Source organism: Arthrobacter sp. UYNi723, assembly GCF_054057635.1.
Window position 1 is genome coordinate 122,819 of sequence record NZ_JBSRZM010000004.1, and the last position, 14,800, is coordinate 137,618.

Below are 14,800 nucleotides of genomic sequence, written 5' to 3' on the forward strand. Positions count from 1 at the left end.
CACTTCAAGAATGATGTCAGCGGAGTTATCCACATAGGCGTTTATCCTCTCCGTTTTTGTCAGACCCTGCTGGGATGCTTTGGGTATGGATATCAGAGGAGCTGTGGCGACGGCGGAGGCGCTTGCGGCGTCTTTCGCTGAGCTTGCTGTGGCGCTCCGCGGCCGGCCCGTTTCCTCGGGTTCCTGGGATGCTGATCCGCTGCGCCGGAGGGCGGATGGTTTCCTGGACGGGCTGACCGAGATCTCACGGCTGGACGCGAAAAGTGCCGCCCTGAAGGCCTGGCTGGCTGCCGGTTACAGCGGGGCGGCACAGGCCCTTGCGGGTCCTGCTGAGTCGCCGCAGGACCACAGAGGTCAGGAGATGGCCGTGGTCGCTGAGGTGGCCTGTGCCCTGACGGTCAGCGAACGCAGTGCCGGTGCCCTGCTCGCGGAGGCGCACGCGCTGACCACCGCCCTGCCGGTGACGTTCTCGGCGCTGCAGGCCGGGAGCATTTCGTGGCAGCACGCCCGGATCATGATCGACGAAACCGTGAACCTCGACCCTGCGGGTGCCCAAGCCCTCGAACAGCATTTCCTGGACCCCGACGTCGAGAATCCGGCACGTGGGTGCCCGGCCGGTGAGCTCGCCCCCGGCAGGTTCCGGCACAAGGCCAGGACCTGGCGGGAGCGCCATCATCCGGTCAGCATCGAAAAGCGCCACACCAGGTGCGCCGCCGACCGGCGGTTGGAGTATGCCCCGGACCGTGACGGTATGGCCTGGCTCTCCGCCTACCTTCCCGCGGATCAGGCGGCAGGGATCTGGGACCGGACTACTGCCGCCGCCAGGGCCCTGCAGGGCCCGGAGGAAGGGCGGACCCTCAGCCAGCTCCGCGCTGACACCGTCGCCACCTGGCTCCTCTGCGGGACCGGTGATGCGGCCGGCAGCGACGGGGGAAACATGGGGGTCGGTGTTCCGTCGCCGCGGGCACAGGTCCTTGTCACGGTCCCGGTGATGTCGCTGCTGGGCCTCACTGAGGAGCCCGCCATGTTGGACGGCTACGGCCCGATCCCACCGTCCATGGCCCGGCAGCTCATCGCCGACGGAGCCGAGTCCTTCCACCGGGTCCTGATCGACCCCCGCGACGGGGCTCCGCTGGAGATCGGGCGGACCAGCTACCGGCTCACGAAAGCCCAACGCCAATGGCTTCGGCTGCGGGACGGGAAGTGTCCGTTCCCTGGCTGCGGCAACCACTCCCTCGACAACGAAGCGGACCACCTCCTCGCGTGGGCGCACGGCGGCACCACCGGCATATCAAATCTCGGACAGCCATGCCCCAAACACCACAGGCTGAAACACACCAGCGGCTGGACACCCAAAGCAGCAACCAAGAATGAACCACCCGGCTGGACATCACCCACCGGACGCCACTACCAAAGCGAACACCCCGACTGGGAACCACCCCACTGGCCACAGCCATGGCCAGACGCCGTCCTCCGTGCTGATCGGGCCGGATTCGAAGATCCCGGCGTACCGGAAGAGCACGGCGTCCCCGAAGATCCACGTCCGGACTATCCGCTGCCGGAGGACCCGGATCCGGATCTTCACCTCGTCGACCTCCAACTGCCCGACCATGAACTGCCCGACGAAGACCTCCCCGACAATGCGCTGCTCTACTATGCACTGTTCCCAGACGGCGCGCTCCCGGACGGACCGTTGCCCGAAGACCCGTTCCCGAACTGGCAACTCGTCGTCAGCGCCTGATCCAGGCGCCCCACAAACCCAGGTCCCACAACGCAGTGCGACCACGGACCCGTTGTTGGGTCCGTGGTCGCACTGAAACGCGTTCGGTCGTGGTGCAGGAGCTAGATAAGCCCGGCCCAGATAACCCCTGCCTAGATATGCCCCTGCGCATGCATGGAGTCAGCAACCTTGACGAAGCCGCCGATGTTGGCGCCCAGCACGTAGTTGCCGGGGTCGCCGTACTCGTCCGCCGTTGACGCGCAGCGGTAGTGGATTCCCACCATGATCTCGGTGAGCCGCTGCTCGGTGTGCTCGAAGGACCAGGAATCGCCGCTGGCGTTCTGCTGCATCTCCGGCGACGGCATCGCCACGCCGCCTGCGTTGGCGGCCTTGCCCGGCCCGAACAGCACACACCGGCATCCTGGAACACTGAGACAGCGTCACGGGTGGAGGGCATGTTGGCGCCTTCGCCGACGGCGACCAGGCCGTTGCGGACCAACCGCGCGGCAGGCATCGCCGTCGAGCTCGTTCTGCGTGGCGCACGGCAGCGCCACCGTTGCGTCGACGTCCCACACCGATCCGGCTTCCACAGAGGAAACGCCGGTCCGCCGCACGCGAAGTGGCCTCACGCTTCGAAGCCGGCCTGGTCTGGATCAACAAGCACGGCGCAGTTGACCCCCGCGTCCCCTTCGGCGGAGCCAAGCAGTCCGGCTACGGCCTGGAGTTCGGCATCGAAGGCCTCAAAGCCCTCGGCATGCCGCAGGTCATCAACGGCTGACCGGCTGCTGGAGCCAGGGCCTTGTGGGTGTTTGGCCCAGCTTGTCGTTGAACTCCTGGGCTTCCCGGTAGTAATCCAGCAGGCTCAGCTGGGAAGCGGCTCCCGGGTCCAGGATGACCACGGCCCTGCGGTGCAGCTGGAGCACCGAGGCGGGGCAGTGGGCGCTGACCGGCCCTTCCACCATGGCCCGGACAGCGGCGGCCTTGTTCTCCCCCATCGCCACCAGCACAGCCAGTTTGGCGTCGCGGATGGTCCCGAGGCCCTGCGTCAGGCACAGCCGCGGAACATCGCCGTCGGAAAAGAACCGCGCGTTGTCAGCCCGAGTGGCCCCGGCGAGGGTCTTCACCCTCGTGCGGGAAGCCAGTGACGACGTCGGCTCGTTGAAGCCTATGTGGCCGTTGGCGCCGATGCCCAGGATCTGGATGTCCACACCCCCGCCGGTGGCGATGGCTGCGTCATAACGGTCAGCTTCGGCCACCAGGTCCGGCGCGTCCCCCTGCGGGGTAAAGAGCCGTTCCAAGGGCAGGTCCACATGGTCGACGAACTCCCGCCGGATGGTGGAGTAGTACGACTGGCCGTGCTCCGGCGGCAGACCCGCGTATTCGTCCAGCGTGAAGCCGGTGACCTGGCTGAAGCTGAGTTGTTCCTCGCGGTGCCGCCGGATGAGCTCCTGGTAGGTGGATCGCGGGGAGCCGCCGGTCGCCAGCCCCAGCACGGCCGGTCCTTGCCGGACCCTGGCCTCGATGATGTCCGCCGCGCGGGCTCCTACGTGATCGGCGGACTCACACAGAACTATCTGCACGGTCATTCCTTTCCTGCGTTTGTGGTGTGCCGGCGCGGTAGGCCTGCACGAGTTCAAGTTCTTCGGTGGTCACCAGCACGTCCGCCCGGAAACCCTGGGCAATGGCGCCCACCCGGTTGGGGCCAGGCCGATCCAGGCCCATCAGCCGCGCCGGGGTTGAGGTAGCCGCCATGACGGCATCGGCCAGGGGAACGCCCCACTCAACGCAGCGGCGCACGTTTTCCAGCAGCAGGCTCGTCGCGCCGGCGATCGCCCCGGGACCGGCGTCGGCGGTGCCGGCCAGCCGTGCCACACGGTCCTGGACCAGCACGTCCAGGCTGCCGAGAGTGTAGTGGCCGTCGGACATGCCCGCCGCTGCCATCGCATCCGTAATGAGCGCAATGGAGCGGGGTCCCACCAGCCCGAAGACCATGCGGACGATCTCCGGGTCCAGGTGCACGCCGTCGGCAATCAGTTCCAGCACCACCTGCCCGGGTGACTGTTCGGCCGCCTGCAACAGGACCGCGATGGGCCCGGGCGTGCGGTGGCCCAGCGGGGGCATCCGGTTGAACAGGTGCGTGGCCGACCACGGGCCGCCAACCCCACCGTCTACGCCGCCCAGGACTTCCCGGGTGCGGGAAGCCGTAGCGGCGGTGTGGCCAAGGGAAGGCACGACGCCGTGATCCCGGCAGAGCTGCACCAGCTCGGCAAAGTGCGGGGTTTCGGGGGCAAGAGTCATTGACCGCACGGTCCCGTGTCCCGCCTCAAGCCACTGCTGCAGGAGCGCCGGGTCGCCGTCGATGATGGCTGCCGGGTCCTGGGCCCCGCACATGCTTTTGGTGATGAACGGCCCTTCCAGGTGCAGGCCGGCCAGGGTGCCGTCCTGCACCAGGTCCCGCAGCACAGCGATCTGTTCCAGTAGCACCTGCGACGGCGCCGAGACGAGCGAGGCGAGTACCGACGTCGTGCCCTGCGCTGCGTGGTGGCCGGCAGCCAGGCGTGCACCGTCCGCATCCGCGGAGAAAGTGTGCCCCACGGCACCGTGGCAGTGCACGTCCACGAGTCCGGGCAGGATGAGCGGCACTTGCCGGATGTCGGCGTCGAAACCTTCGGGCAGGTCTGCCGTCGGGCCGCACCACATGATGTTCCCTCCGGCCATCACCACGGTGCCGTCGTCGATAACTTCGTCACCCGGGCGGCCGGTGACGAGGTGGCCCCGCAGCCCCACCCCGCCGTCGGCGTCCAGGGTCACCGGCCGGTCAGCTGGCATCGGCTTTGGCCATTGAGCCGTTCTCGTCGTTTTCATCTTCGCGACCCATGGTGCGCAGGTTCCAGCGACGGATCACAAAGCGGAACACCACGTAGTACACCGCGGCGTAGACCAGCCCGATGGGGATCAGCCACAGCGGATTCTGTGCGATGCCGAAGTTCAGGACATAGTCGATCGCTCCTGCTGAGAAGCCGAACCCGTGATGGATGCCGAGGAAGTTGACCAGCATCATGGACGTCCCGGTCAGGAAGGCGTGGACGACGTACAGCGGCCAGGCCACAAACATAAACGAGAATTCCAGCGGTTCAGTGATCCCGGTGAGGAAGGCCGTGAGGCCGGTGGAGAGCATCACGCCGCCCACGATCTTCCTCTGCGACGGCTTGGCTTCCTGCCAGATGGCGAGGGCGGCTGCGGGCAGGGCGAACATCATGATGGGGAAGAAGCCGGTCATAAAGACGCCAGCGGTGGGGTCCCCGGCGAAGAACCGGTTCAGGTCGCCGTGGGCGCCGTCGTAGTCGCCGATAATGAACCAGACGATGGAGTTCAGGATGTGGTGCAGGCCCAGCGGAATGAGCAGCCGGTTGAGGACGCCGTAGACCCCGCTGCCCACCACGGTGTTGTCCGCCACCGTGTTGCCCACGGCAGTCAGCCCGTTGTTGAACAGCGGATACAGCAGCGCCATGGCCACGCCGATCACGATGGCGGCGAAGGACGTCAGGATGGGCACCAGGCGGCGGCCCGCGAAGAAGCCCAGCCAGTCCGGCAGGGTGGTGCGGTGGAAACGCTGCCACAGCAGCGCCGTCGTCAGGCCCATCACAATGCCTGCCAGCACGCCGTAATTGATGACGGGATCCTTGCCGCCCTCGGGGGCGGCTCCCAGCACCAGCGGGGCCATGACCTTGAAGACGTTGGTGAGGACCAGGTATCCGACGACGGCGGCAAGGGCCGTGGAACCGTCACCCTTTTTGGCGAAACCGAAGGAGATGCCGACGGCGAAGAGCAGCGGCAGGTTCTCGAACAGGGCGCCGCCGGCGGCGCCGATGACCTGGGCGACGGTGGTCAGGGATTCGAACCTGCCCAGCAGGTCGTCTTGGCCCAGGCGCAAAAGCAGCGCCGCGGCGGGCAGGGCGGCGATGGGGAGCATAAGGCTGCGGCCGAAGCGCTGCATGTTCTGCAGCGCTTTTCCGCTGCCCTTGCCCTTGCCCGGGGCGGGGGCGGGGGCGGCCAGCGAGCCGGCCCCGGCGGAAGCTGATGGGTTTTCCGTGGTCATGATGTTCCTCGTCTCGAAGAGGGTGGTGCTTGTGCGTGGATGCTTGATTCAGTAGAGTCTAGCTAACTGGTTATAACCAGTGACAACCATCACTGTGAAGGGCGCCGACCTCAGTTGTCAACCTCAGGCCGTAAAAAAGCTTCCGGACCCGGCGTCATTCACCGCGAAACGAATTCAGGAGTGGACATGTCCAAAGCAGAAATCATCCTCGCCGCCCTTGGCGGCGCCGAGAACGTCGAAGAAATCGAAGGGTGCATCACCCGCCTTCGCACCGAGGTGGTGGACTCCTCCCGGGTTGACGAGGCCGCACTCAAGGCCGCGGGTGCCCACGGCGTCATGATGTCCGGCACGGTGGTCCAAGTGGTTGTGGGCCCGGAAGCCGAAAGCCTCGCCGAAGACATCCAGGACCTGATGTGAGCAGTCCTGAGGTGAGCACGCCTGACGTGAGCACGCCTGATGTGGGCACGGAAGCACCGGCCCAGGTCATCAGCGTTGTCGCCCCCCTGCCGGGCCGGCTCATTCCCCTGAACGAGGTGCCGGACCCCGTGTTCGCCAAGGGGCTTGTAGGTGGCGGCGCCGCCGTAATTCCCGACGACGACGCCGGCGTCCTCACCGCCGTCGCACCGCTGGACGGCCGGGTCATCAAGGTCATGCCGCACGCCTACATCGTCCAGCACGCGTCCGGGCCCGCAGTGCTGGTCCACGTCGGCATCGACACCGTCGGCCTGAAGGGCGAGGGCTTCACCGTGCTCGCGCAGAAGGGCGACCAGGTCCGTGCCGGGGACCCCATGATCACCGTGGACGTCACATTCGTCCGCTCAAAGGACCTGAGCATGTGCAGTCCCGTGGTCGTCCTGGACAGCAGGGCGGACGCCATCGAACCTCCGGCCTCCGGTGGCCGCGTGGAAGCAGGCGGCCACCTGTTCAAAATTCCCGGAAAATAGGAGACATGGAAACGGCAGGGGAACTAAAACACGTCTGGGTCCGCAGGCAACTCCAGCATCTGGTGGCCGCCACAATGCGGCCCGGGGACGCCCTGCTGGGTGAGCGGCAACTGGAGGAGCAGTTCGGCGTCTCCCGCATCACGGTGCGCCGGGCCATTTCGGATCTGGTCCAGGACGGCGCGCTGGTGCGGATCAAGGGGAAGGGCACGTTCGTCTCCCACGGGCTGGTGCGTTCCACCCTGCACCTGGCCTCGTTCAACGAGGACATGCGGGCAGCCGGATTCGAACCCAGCACACGGGTCATCAACGCCACCACCGCAATGCCGCCGGCGGCGGCCGCCGATCACCTCGGCCTGGCGCCCGGGGAAGCGGCGTATCGCGTCCGCAGGCTGCGGCTCGCGAACGGCGCGCCCGTCAGTGTGGACGAATCGTGGCTGCCGCCCGCGCTGGTCCCCGGGCTACTCTCGGAAGACCTGACGGGATCCCTATACCGGGCCCTTGGCGCCGCGGGGCACCCGGTGCAGCATGCGGAGCAGACCGTCGAGGCTGCCGCCGCCCCTGACGAGACCGCCGCGCTGCTGGACATCGAACCGGGGGCACCCGTCCTGCTCTTCCGGCGCCGTTCGTTCACCGGCCAGGAGGACCCCGGCACGCCCATCGAATACGCCGTCTCAACGTACCGCTCCGACCGGTACCAGGTATCCATGCGGCTGGGCGCGGGCTAAGCCAAGACTGCTGCGCCGCACCAATGCCTCTGGCTCCGCGTCACCCACCTCTGATTCCCCAACTGAGTAGCGCTATCTGCCGTCTTGGACCCTCAAAACGGCACTTGACGCTACTCAGTTGGGTGGGCAGGCACCTGCCGTGAAACCATACGGACCATGGCCCAGAAGATTGCGTACCAGGGTGAGCCCGGCGCCAACTCCAATATCGCGTGCAAGCAGATGTTCCCCCAGCTGGACAGTGTTCCCTGCGCCAGCTTTGAGGACGCCTTCGAGCTGGTCTCCAGCGGCGAGGCGGAGCTGGCGATGATTCCGATTGAGAACTCGATCGCCGGCAGGGTGGCGGACATCCACATCCTGCTCCCCCAGTCGCACCTGCAGATCGTGGGCGAGTTCTTCCTGCCCATCCACTTTGACCTGCTGGGCATTCCGGGCAGCACCCTCGAGGCGGCCACCGAGGTCCACAGCCACATCCACGCCCTGGGTCAGTGCCGCCGCCTGATCCGGGAGGCCGGGCTGCGTCCGGTCATTGCCGGGGACACCGCCGGATCCGCCCGGGAGGTCCGGGAGTGGAACGACCCCACCAAACTGTCCCTCGCTCCCCCGCTCGCGGCCGAGATCTATGGCCTCGAGGTGCTGGCGTCGCGGGTCGAGGACGACCCGTCCAACACCACCCGTTTTGTGGTCCTGGCGCGGGAAAAGGAACTGCCCACCCGAGAAGAGCTGCCCGGACCGGCGGTGACCAGCTTTGTGTTCCGCGTCAGGAATGTCCCGTCGGCGCTGTTCAAGGCCCTGGGCGGATTCGCCACGAACGGTGTGAACATGACGCGGCTGGAAAGCTACATGGTGGGCGACGAATTCGCCGCCACGATGTTCATGGTGGACGTCGAAGGACACCCCGAGGACCTGCCGTTGCGCCTGGCCCTTGAGGAACTGGATTTCTTTACCACCGAAGTCCGCATCCTGGGTGTCTATCCCGCTGCCGAGTTCCGGACCGCGCAGACAGTCACTGCCTGATCGCTGGCCGCTGGAGCGGGAGGGCGATTCTCGAAGTTGGGACCGCGGACCGATGCCCCGCCGGTCATGCCTCCTTGGGCAGCTCCCGCGTCTCGCGGAGCAGTAGGAGGGGAGCGAAAAACGCGGCGAGTTCCGCCGTCGCACCCAACGGCAGGACGTTCGCCACGTACTGGTCTGGCCGCACCACCACCACCACGCCGCCGCGGTCCAGGCCGCGGAGCTCGAAGATGTCAGCGGCGGGATCGGTGGCGTAGACCTTCTCGTAGTCGGTCAGCTGGAATGGCCCGACGGCGGGTTTGAACGCCGCCGGAACGGCACCGATATCAACGCTCGTGTGGTCCTGCTGGTAGATGACCTTCACGTCGAACCACGCGTCACGGTCAGCGCCCGACGGCGTCGCGGCCAGCGGCGATTCCGGCGAGTTCGCGATCCACTCGGCGAAGTCGACGACGGCCGACGGCGGCGCCTGCTGTCCTGCCGTCGGCTGTCCGGCATCCCGTTGTCCCGGCGTCGGATGTTCTGTGGGCGGCGACGCCGTCTGGGGTGCTGCCGCGTCGGCGAAGACGTAGATGCGCCACCGGCCGTCCGCCGTGGCGTGGTGGCCGAGATGCATCGGGTTGCCGTCGCACACCCGCACCACGGGCGCGGACTTGAACCGTTTGCCGATGGGGAAGCCGGCGGCCAGGTGCTGGTGCACCGGTTCTGCGGTAATCATGGACGGCGTGTACTGGGTCATAAAGCCCGCGGGGAACTCGGCGGTATTGACGTAGAAGTCCTCAAGCTCGGAGGGGTTCGCAAACTCCTCCGGCTTCTTCGCCATCATGGTGGACCACTCTTTGTCGAAGTCGATCAGGTTCTTCGCCACCACCTGGCGCTCGGCCGAGTACGTGGCCAGCAGGCTGGCGGGGCTGCGGCCCTCGAGCACATGGCCGAGCTTCCAGCCGAGGTTGAAGCCGTCCTGCAGGGAGACGTTCATGCCCTGGCCGGCTTTGGCGCTGTGCGTGTGGCAGGCATCGCCGGTGATGAACACGCGGGGTGTGCGCGTCCCGCGCTGGTCCGGAAGGACGTCGTCGAACCTGTCCGTGAGGCGGTGGGCGACCTCATACACGCTGTGCCAGGCGACGTTGCGGACGTCCAGGGTGTAGGGGTGCAGGATGGTGTTCGCGTGGCTGATGATCTGCTCGATGGTGGTGCTGCGCACGGCCCCGTGGTCCTCCGGCGCGACCTCGCCGAGGTCAACGTACATGCGGAAGAGGTGGCCGCCTTCGCGCGGGATCAGCAGGATGCTGCCGCCCGCACCGGACTGGATGGCACATTTTGTGCGGATGTCGGGGAAGTCGGTGACGGCGAGGACGTCCATGACTCCCCACGCGTGATGGGCCTGGTCGCCGGCCATGGTGCAGCCGATCGATTCGCGCACCTTGCTGCGTGCGCCGTCCGCGCCGACGACGTACCTGGCGCGGACCACACGCACCTGGCCCTCCTCAGGTCCTGAAGTGTGGACGAGCCTCACGGTGACGGGGTGGTCGCCGTCGCCGATTTCGAGGCTGCGGAACTCATAGCCGTAGTCGGGCGACATCCGCGCTGGCGCGTTGGCCATGTACTCGGCGAAGTAGTCCAGCACGCGGGCCTGGTTGACGATCAGGTGCGGGAACTCGCTGATGCCCGTGGGGTCGTCCGGCGTGCGGGCGGCGCGGGCGATCCGGGAATGGTCGGCGGGGTCCGGCTTCCAGAACGCCATTTCGGTGATGCGGTACGCCTCGGCGATGATGCGCTCCGCGAACCCGAACGCCTGAAAGGTTTCGACGCTGCGGGCCTGGATACCGTCCGCCTGGCCGATGACGAGCCGCCCGGGGCGGCGCTCCACGATGCGCGTGGTGACGCCGGGGAACCGGGAGAGCTGGGCCGCAGTGAGCATGCCCGCAGGACCGGTGCCGACGATGAGCACGTCCACTTCGTCGGGAAGCTCTGCGGGACGGTCCAGGCCTTCGCCGGCGGCCGGCTGGACCCGCGGGTCACCGGATACGTAACCGTGGTGGTGGAACTGCACGGGCTTTCCTCACTTCGTTGTGCGGCTGGCAGGTATCGAGTTCGATAATAGAACTTGATGTTCTATATATGAATCCTGCCCTGAAGTGGAAGTCTACGCGGCCGTGATGCAAGCCACAACCGGCCCGTGCGACCGTGAGCCGGGACCAGCGGAGTCCTACCCCATCGCCGGCGCTACCGACGTTCCGGAACTGAGCTGTCGGCGGGCCCAGCGGGCGAGTTTTTTGCCCTTGCCCTTCCACCAGTTGTCCTCGTCCTTGTCGTGGTGCAGGCGGAAGATGATCGCCACCATCACGAACATCGACATGCCAACGTCCATCCAGGACCACGCCAGTGCGTCGATCAGCACGCTCATCCCCGCGGCGATGATGGACGGAACGGCCAGCGTCCGGAAGACCGTGCTGGCCACATAGCGCCGGTGCGACCTCGGCACGGACAGCGCCCGCACCATGTCAAAGCACATGCAAACCACAACGACGGTCTGACCGATGGCAAGCAGGATCAGCCCGGCACTGGACCCTGCGAACATAACGACTGAAGAACCAAACACGCGAAAACCCCCAAAGGCTCGAACCTGCACTGTGAGACCTAGCTGAAGTTCCATTCAAGCCAGTGGGGGTGGTCCGGTCACGAGTAGTGAGTACTCGCTTTTCGGCATCAGACAAGCATTGTTCTCGCCTCAGATGAGCATCGCCTGCCGCACATTGCCCGCTGATCCGGCGCCGCCGGCTCCCGAGGAGGAAACCCTTCCGGCCGAAAGGACGTAGTAGCTGTCCGCGGCATGGAGGGCAAAACCGATGTGCTGCTCCACCAGGAGGATGCTCATGCCGTTGCGCTGGGACAGCTTGAGGATGGTCCGTTCGATCTCGGCCACAACGTTGGGCTGGATGCCTTCGGTTGGTTCGTCCAGGATCAGAAGGCGCGGCCCGGTGATCAACGCCCGGGCAATGGCAAGCTGCTGCCGCTGGCCACCCGACAACAGCCCGGCCCGCCGTGCCAGCAGCGGCCGGAGCGCGGGAAACATATCGAGGGCCTCTGCCACGCGTTCATTGCCGTTTCTGCGCCCGTCCGCGATGAGCTGCAGATTCTCCATAACGGACAGCTGCCCGAATGACTGCTGGCCCTGCGGTACATAGGCCATGCCCCGCGCCACCCGCTGGTGTGGGCGGAGGGCCGAGATGTCCTCCCCGTCCAGGGTGATGCGTCCGGCCATGGGTTTGAGGAGCCCGACGACGGCGCGCAGCAGCGTCGTTTTGCCGGCGCCGTTGTGCCCCAGAACCGAGACGACGGCTCCCTCCCGGACGGTCACGCTCACCCCGGAGATCACCTGGGTACGGCCGTAACCGGTCTGCAGATTTTCGATTTCGAGCATCATTGGCCTTCCGTTGCCGAGGTCCCCAGGTACACGTCCTGCACCTTCTTGTCGGCCTGCACCTGCGCTACGCTTCCCTCACTGAGGACCTTGCCCGCGGCAAGGACAGAGACTGACGTGGCGAACTCCCGGACGAAGTCCATATCGTGCTCAATTACCAGGGTGATCCGGTTGGCTGCGATGCGGCGCAGCAGCTCGCCGGTTTCCCCGCGCTCGTCCTGGCTCATCCCCGCGATTGGCTCGTCCAGCAGGAGCACGTCCGAGTTCTGCACCAGGAGCATGCCGATTTCCAGCCACTGCTTCTGTCCGTGGGCGAGGATGCCTGCCTTCTTGTCCGCCGCGCCTGCCAGGCCGATGATTTCCAGGGCCTCTTCCACGGCCGGGTCCACGGACGTCCGGCGGCGGAGCATCTGCAGCGGGCTGCGGCCGGACCCGGCAGCGATGTCGAGGTTCTGGAGTACGGAGAGGTTCTCAAACACACTTGCGGTCTGGAACGTGCGCCCCACACCGAGCCGGGCGATCTTGTGCACTTTGCGGCCGAGGATCTCTGTGCCGGTGTGGTTCACCGATCCCGTAGCCGGCACCAGCCCGGTGATGGCATCAATTACCGTCGTTTTCCCGGCACCATTGGGTCCGATCAGGAACCGCAGGTCACCCTGGATCACATCAAGGTTGACGTTGTCCACGGCGGGGAATCCGTCAAAGGAAACCGAGAGGTTACGGACTTCGAGGTATTTTGGCCGGCCGCGGCGCCAGCCCCCGGCCTGGGGCTCCCCGTCAGGGAGCAGCGTGGGCGTCGTCATCTGCTGACCTCCTCAGGCTTGGTGGCTCGCTCCTCAACGTCGGGATCTGGCGCGTAGGGCGGCGCTACGGGATCTGGCGGCGCGGCACTGGGCGCTTTGGAACCAGGCGCTGACGCTTCGGGCGGCGTTCTGCGCCGCCTGCCCAGCAGCGCCGGCAATGAGGCAAGCCCGCCCGGCATAAACCCGATGACCAGGACAAACAGCAGGCCCTGGAAGTACACCCAGAAGGACGGGAAAGTGGATGACAGGCTGGACTGGGCCGCGGCGACGCAGACGGCGCCGAGGACCGGCCCCAGGAGGGTGCCGCGGCCGCCGATCGCGACGCCGATCAGGAATGCAATGGACGGGATCACGCCCACATCCGCCGGTGAGATTATCCCGACCAGCGGGACGAACAGCGCCCCGGCAACGCCTGCCAGGACAGCTGCAACAACGTAGATGACGGTTTTGACGGTCGCCGGATCGTAGCCCAGGAAACGGACGCGCTCCTCCTGGTCCCGGACCGCCACCAGCAGCTCGCCGAAACGGCTGCGCATCAGCTGCCGGGCGATGGCGAGCGACAGCAGTAGGACCACCGCCGCGATCATGTACAGCATGAGCTTGTTGTTCGGGTCCTTCAGGTCAAAACCGAAGAAGGACCGGAACCCGTTGAGTCCGTTGGAACCGCCGGTTGTTGCCTGCTGGCCGATCAGGAACACGGCGAAGGCGGCCGCCAGGGCCTGGCTGAGAATTGCGAAATAGGCACCTTTGACGCGGCGCTTGAAAATCGCCAGGCCCAGGACAAGTGCCACCAGCCCCGGAACCAGGACCACGGCGAGGAGCGTCACCGCGGGGCTCCGGAACGGTTCCCACCAGCCGGGAACCTCGCCGCTGCCGTAGAGGGACATAAAGTCCGGCACCCCGGAGCCGCCGAAGAGCGATGCGTCGGCCAGCTTCATGTGCATGGCCATAATGTAGGCGCCAAGCCCGAAAAACACGCCCTGGCCCAGGGTCAGCATGCCGCCGCGTCCCCACGCCAGGCCGATGCCGACTGCCACGATGGCAAAGCAGAGGAACTTCCCTAGCAGGCCGAGGTTGAACGCCGGAAGCACCGCGGGTGCAACTCCCAGGAGCAGGACCGCACCAAGGGTGAATCCGGCCACGGTTCCCAACCGCCCGCGCAACAGGCTTTTCATGCCAGGCTCCTTGTTTTGAGGCTGAAGATGCCCTGCGGCCGAAGCTGGAGGAACACCACGATCACGATCAGGATCAGGACCTTGCCGATGCTGGCCGTCGTCGAGTACTCGAAGACGGACTGCAGCACTCCCAGGGCAAAGGCAGCGATGACGGCCCCCTTGATCTGGCCGATACCCCCGGCCACCACCACCAGGAAGGCATCCACTATGTAGTTGGTGCCGAGGTACGGGCTTGTTGAACCTATTAGAGTGACCGCGACGCCGGCGATGCCGGCCAGGCCCGAACCGATGAAGAACGTCAGTTGGTCGCTGCGCCGGGTTGACACCCCACTCGTTTCCGCGAGGTCCCGGTTCAGCACAACGGCCCGGATACGGCGCCCGAGCGGCGTGGCCTTCAGGAGGAGGACCAGGCCGGCGAGGCACAGCAGCGAGAGCCCCAGGATAAAGAGCCGGGTCAGCGGGATGGGAGCGCCCAGCAACTCGATGTTTCCCTGCAGCCACCCCGGTGCGCGGACATCGACGCTGGGTGCGCCGAAAATGTCACGTGCGGCCTGCTGCAGGATGAGGGCCACCCCGAAAGTTACCAGGAGGGTGTCCAGGGGCCGGTGGTACATGCGGCGCAACAGCACCGCCTCGAGCACCAGCCCCAGGACACCTCCCACCAGGAAGCCTGCGGGAATGGAAACCAGCAGCGATACGCCGGCGTCGGAGATGGCCTGCTGGACCACAAAGGCCGTGTAGGCCCCGGCCATCATGAACTCGCCGTGGGCCATGTTGATGACCCCCATCTGGCCGAAGGTCAACGACAGTCCCAGTGCCGCCAGGAGCAGCACCGAGCCGAGGCTGAGTCCGGCGAACATCTGCCCTATTAGGAGTTCCATTCCAGCAGGCCTTTCGTC

14 protein-coding genes and 2 pseudogenes are annotated in these 14,800 nt (G+C 66.4%); 6 read left to right on the plus strand and 10 right to left on the minus strand.

The features are described 5' to 3' along the window. Nucleotides 1-85: 85 nt before the first annotated feature. Entirely contained in the window at nt 86-1,741 is a 1,656-nt protein-coding gene (locus tag ACVWY0_RS04770) for an HNH endonuclease signature motif containing protein (protein ID WP_485835651.1), read from the plus strand. A 131-nt stretch (nt 1,742-1,872) separates the two neighbouring features. Here ACVWY0_RS04770 and ACVWY0_RS04775 read toward each other — a convergent pair. Continuing rightward, nucleotides 1,873-2,328 (minus strand): annotated as a pseudogene (locus ACVWY0_RS04775) (NADP-specific glutamate dehydrogenase); the annotation flags it as partial. Here ACVWY0_RS04775 and ACVWY0_RS04780 point away from each other — a divergent pair. Next, nucleotides 2,325-2,498: pseudogene (locus tag ACVWY0_RS04780) on the plus strand (aldehyde dehydrogenase family protein); the annotation flags it as partial. The pseudogenes ACVWY0_RS04775 and ACVWY0_RS04780 sit on opposite strands and share 4 nt — an antisense overlap. Here ACVWY0_RS04780 and nagB read toward each other — a convergent pair. From nagB to ACVWY0_RS04795, 3 genes are read right to left on the minus strand one after another with little or no spacing between them, the layout of a single operon-like run. Then, entirely contained in the window at nt 2,488-3,300 is an 813-nt protein-coding gene (nagB, locus tag ACVWY0_RS04785) for a glucosamine-6-phosphate deaminase (RefSeq protein WP_485835652.1), read from the minus strand. The pseudogene ACVWY0_RS04780 and the gene nagB overlap by 11 nt on opposite strands. Continuing rightward, nucleotides 3,281-4,549, minus strand: coding sequence for an N-acetylglucosamine-6-phosphate deacetylase (locus ACVWY0_RS04790; protein WP_485835653.1), 1,269 nt, complete (start codon nt 4,547-4,549; stop codon nt 3,281-3,283). Before ACVWY0_RS04790 ends, nagB begins: the two co-directional genes overlap by 20 nt. Beyond that, nucleotides 4,539-5,819, minus strand: coding sequence for a PTS transporter subunit EIIC (locus ACVWY0_RS04795; protein WP_485835654.1), 1,281 nt, complete (start codon nt 5,817-5,819; stop codon nt 4,539-4,541). The genes ACVWY0_RS04790 and ACVWY0_RS04795 overlap by 11 nt, the downstream gene beginning before the upstream one ends. 114 nt (nt 5,820-5,933) lie before the next feature. Between ACVWY0_RS04795 and ACVWY0_RS04800 the strand changes: the two genes are divergently transcribed. The 4 genes from ACVWY0_RS04800 to ACVWY0_RS04815 all read left to right on the plus strand — a co-directional run bounded on the left by ACVWY0_RS04800 (nt 5,934) and on the right by ACVWY0_RS04815 (nt 8,502). Continuing rightward, nucleotides 5,934-6,236, plus strand: a complete 303-nt coding sequence (locus tag ACVWY0_RS04800; RefSeq protein WP_485835655.1) for a PTS sugar transporter subunit IIB — start codon at nt 5,934-5,936, stop codon at nt 6,234-6,236. A 26-nt stretch (nt 6,237-6,262) separates the two neighbouring features. Further along, a complete protein-coding gene (locus ACVWY0_RS04805; protein WP_485835656.1) occupies nt 6,263-6,763 on the plus strand; it encodes a PTS sugar transporter subunit IIA in 501 nt (166 codons plus the stop codon). Nucleotides 6,764-6,768: 5 nt separating this feature from the next. Next, nucleotides 6,769-7,488 (plus strand): GntR family transcriptional regulator, encoded by a 720-nt coding sequence (locus ACVWY0_RS04810; protein WP_485835657.1) that lies wholly within the window; start codon nt 6,769-6,771, stop codon nt 7,486-7,488. Between the two features lie 156 nt (nt 7,489-7,644). Continuing rightward, nucleotides 7,645-8,502, plus strand: a complete 858-nt coding sequence (locus tag ACVWY0_RS04815; RefSeq protein WP_485835658.1) for a prephenate dehydratase — start codon at nt 7,645-7,647, stop codon at nt 8,500-8,502. A 64-nt stretch (nt 8,503-8,566) separates the two neighbouring features. Here the strand turns inward: ACVWY0_RS04815 and ACVWY0_RS04820 are convergent, their stop codons facing one another. From ACVWY0_RS04820 to urtB, 6 genes are all read right to left on the minus strand, one after another. Further along, entirely contained in the window at nt 8,567-10,552 is a 1,986-nt protein-coding gene (locus ACVWY0_RS04820; protein ID WP_485835659.1) for an FAD-binding monooxygenase, read from the minus strand. A 156-nt stretch (nt 10,553-10,708) separates the two neighbouring features. Beyond that, complete coding sequence (locus ACVWY0_RS04825) at nt 10,709-11,080, minus strand: hypothetical protein (RefSeq protein ID WP_485835728.1); 372 nt, start codon at nt 11,078-11,080, stop codon at nt 10,709-10,711. Nucleotides 11,081-11,230: 150 nt separating this feature from the next. Beyond that, entirely contained in the window at nt 11,231-11,926 is a 696-nt protein-coding gene (gene urtE, locus ACVWY0_RS04830; RefSeq protein WP_485835660.1) for an urea ABC transporter ATP-binding subunit UrtE, read from the minus strand. Further along, complete coding sequence (urtD, locus tag ACVWY0_RS04835; RefSeq protein WP_485835661.1) at nt 11,923-12,726, minus strand: urea ABC transporter ATP-binding protein UrtD; 804 nt, start codon at nt 12,724-12,726, stop codon at nt 11,923-11,925. Before urtD ends, urtE begins: the two co-directional genes overlap by 4 nt. Continuing rightward, nucleotides 12,723-13,901: an urea ABC transporter permease subunit UrtC gene (gene urtC, locus ACVWY0_RS04840; RefSeq protein WP_485835662.1), complete on the minus strand. Its 1,179-nt coding sequence runs from the start codon at nt 13,899-13,901 to the stop codon at nt 12,723-12,725. The genes urtD and urtC overlap by 4 nt, the downstream gene beginning before the upstream one ends. Then, nucleotides 13,898-14,782 (minus strand): urea ABC transporter permease subunit UrtB, encoded by an 885-nt coding sequence (urtB, locus tag ACVWY0_RS04845; RefSeq protein WP_056341284.1) that lies wholly within the window; start codon nt 14,780-14,782, stop codon nt 13,898-13,900. Before urtB ends, urtC begins: the two co-directional genes overlap by 4 nt. Nucleotides 14,783-14,800 lie beyond the last annotated feature (18 nt).

Bases quoted from the DNA above. Each gene is read 5' to 3' on its own strand.
- ACVWY0_RS04770 (WP_485835651.1), top strand. From the start codon at position 86: ATGGATATCAGAGGAGCTGTGGCGACGGCGGAGGCGCTTGCGGCGTCT.
- ACVWY0_RS04790 (WP_485835653.1), bottom strand. From the start codon at position 4,549: ATGCCAGCTGACCGGCCGGTGACCCTGGACGCCGACGGCGGGGTGGGG.
- ACVWY0_RS04795 (WP_485835654.1), bottom strand. From the start codon at position 5,819: ATGACCACGGAAAACCCATCAGCTTCCGCCGGGGCCGGCTCGCTGGCC.
- ACVWY0_RS04810 (WP_485835657.1), top strand. From the start codon at position 6,769: ATGGAAACGGCAGGGGAACTAAAACACGTCTGGGTCCGCAGGCAACTC.
- ACVWY0_RS04815 (WP_485835658.1), top strand. From the start codon at position 7,645: ATGGCCCAGAAGATTGCGTACCAGGGTGAGCCCGGCGCCAACTCCAAT.
- ACVWY0_RS04825 (WP_485835728.1), bottom strand. From the start codon at position 11,080: ATGTTCGCAGGGTCCAGTGCCGGGCTGATCCTGCTTGCCATCGGTCAG.
- urtE (WP_485835660.1), bottom strand. From the start codon at position 11,926: ATGATGCTCGAAATCGAAAATCTGCAGACCGGTTACGGCCGTACCCAG.
- urtD (WP_485835661.1), bottom strand. From the start codon at position 12,726: ATGACGACGCCCACGCTGCTCCCTGACGGGGAGCCCCAGGCCGGGGGC.
- urtC (WP_485835662.1), bottom strand. From the start codon at position 13,901: ATGAAAAGCCTGTTGCGCGGGCGGTTGGGAACCGTGGCCGGATTCACC.
- urtB (WP_056341284.1), bottom strand. From the start codon at position 14,782: ATGGAACTCCTAATAGGGCAGATGTTCGCCGGACTCAGCCTCGGCTCG.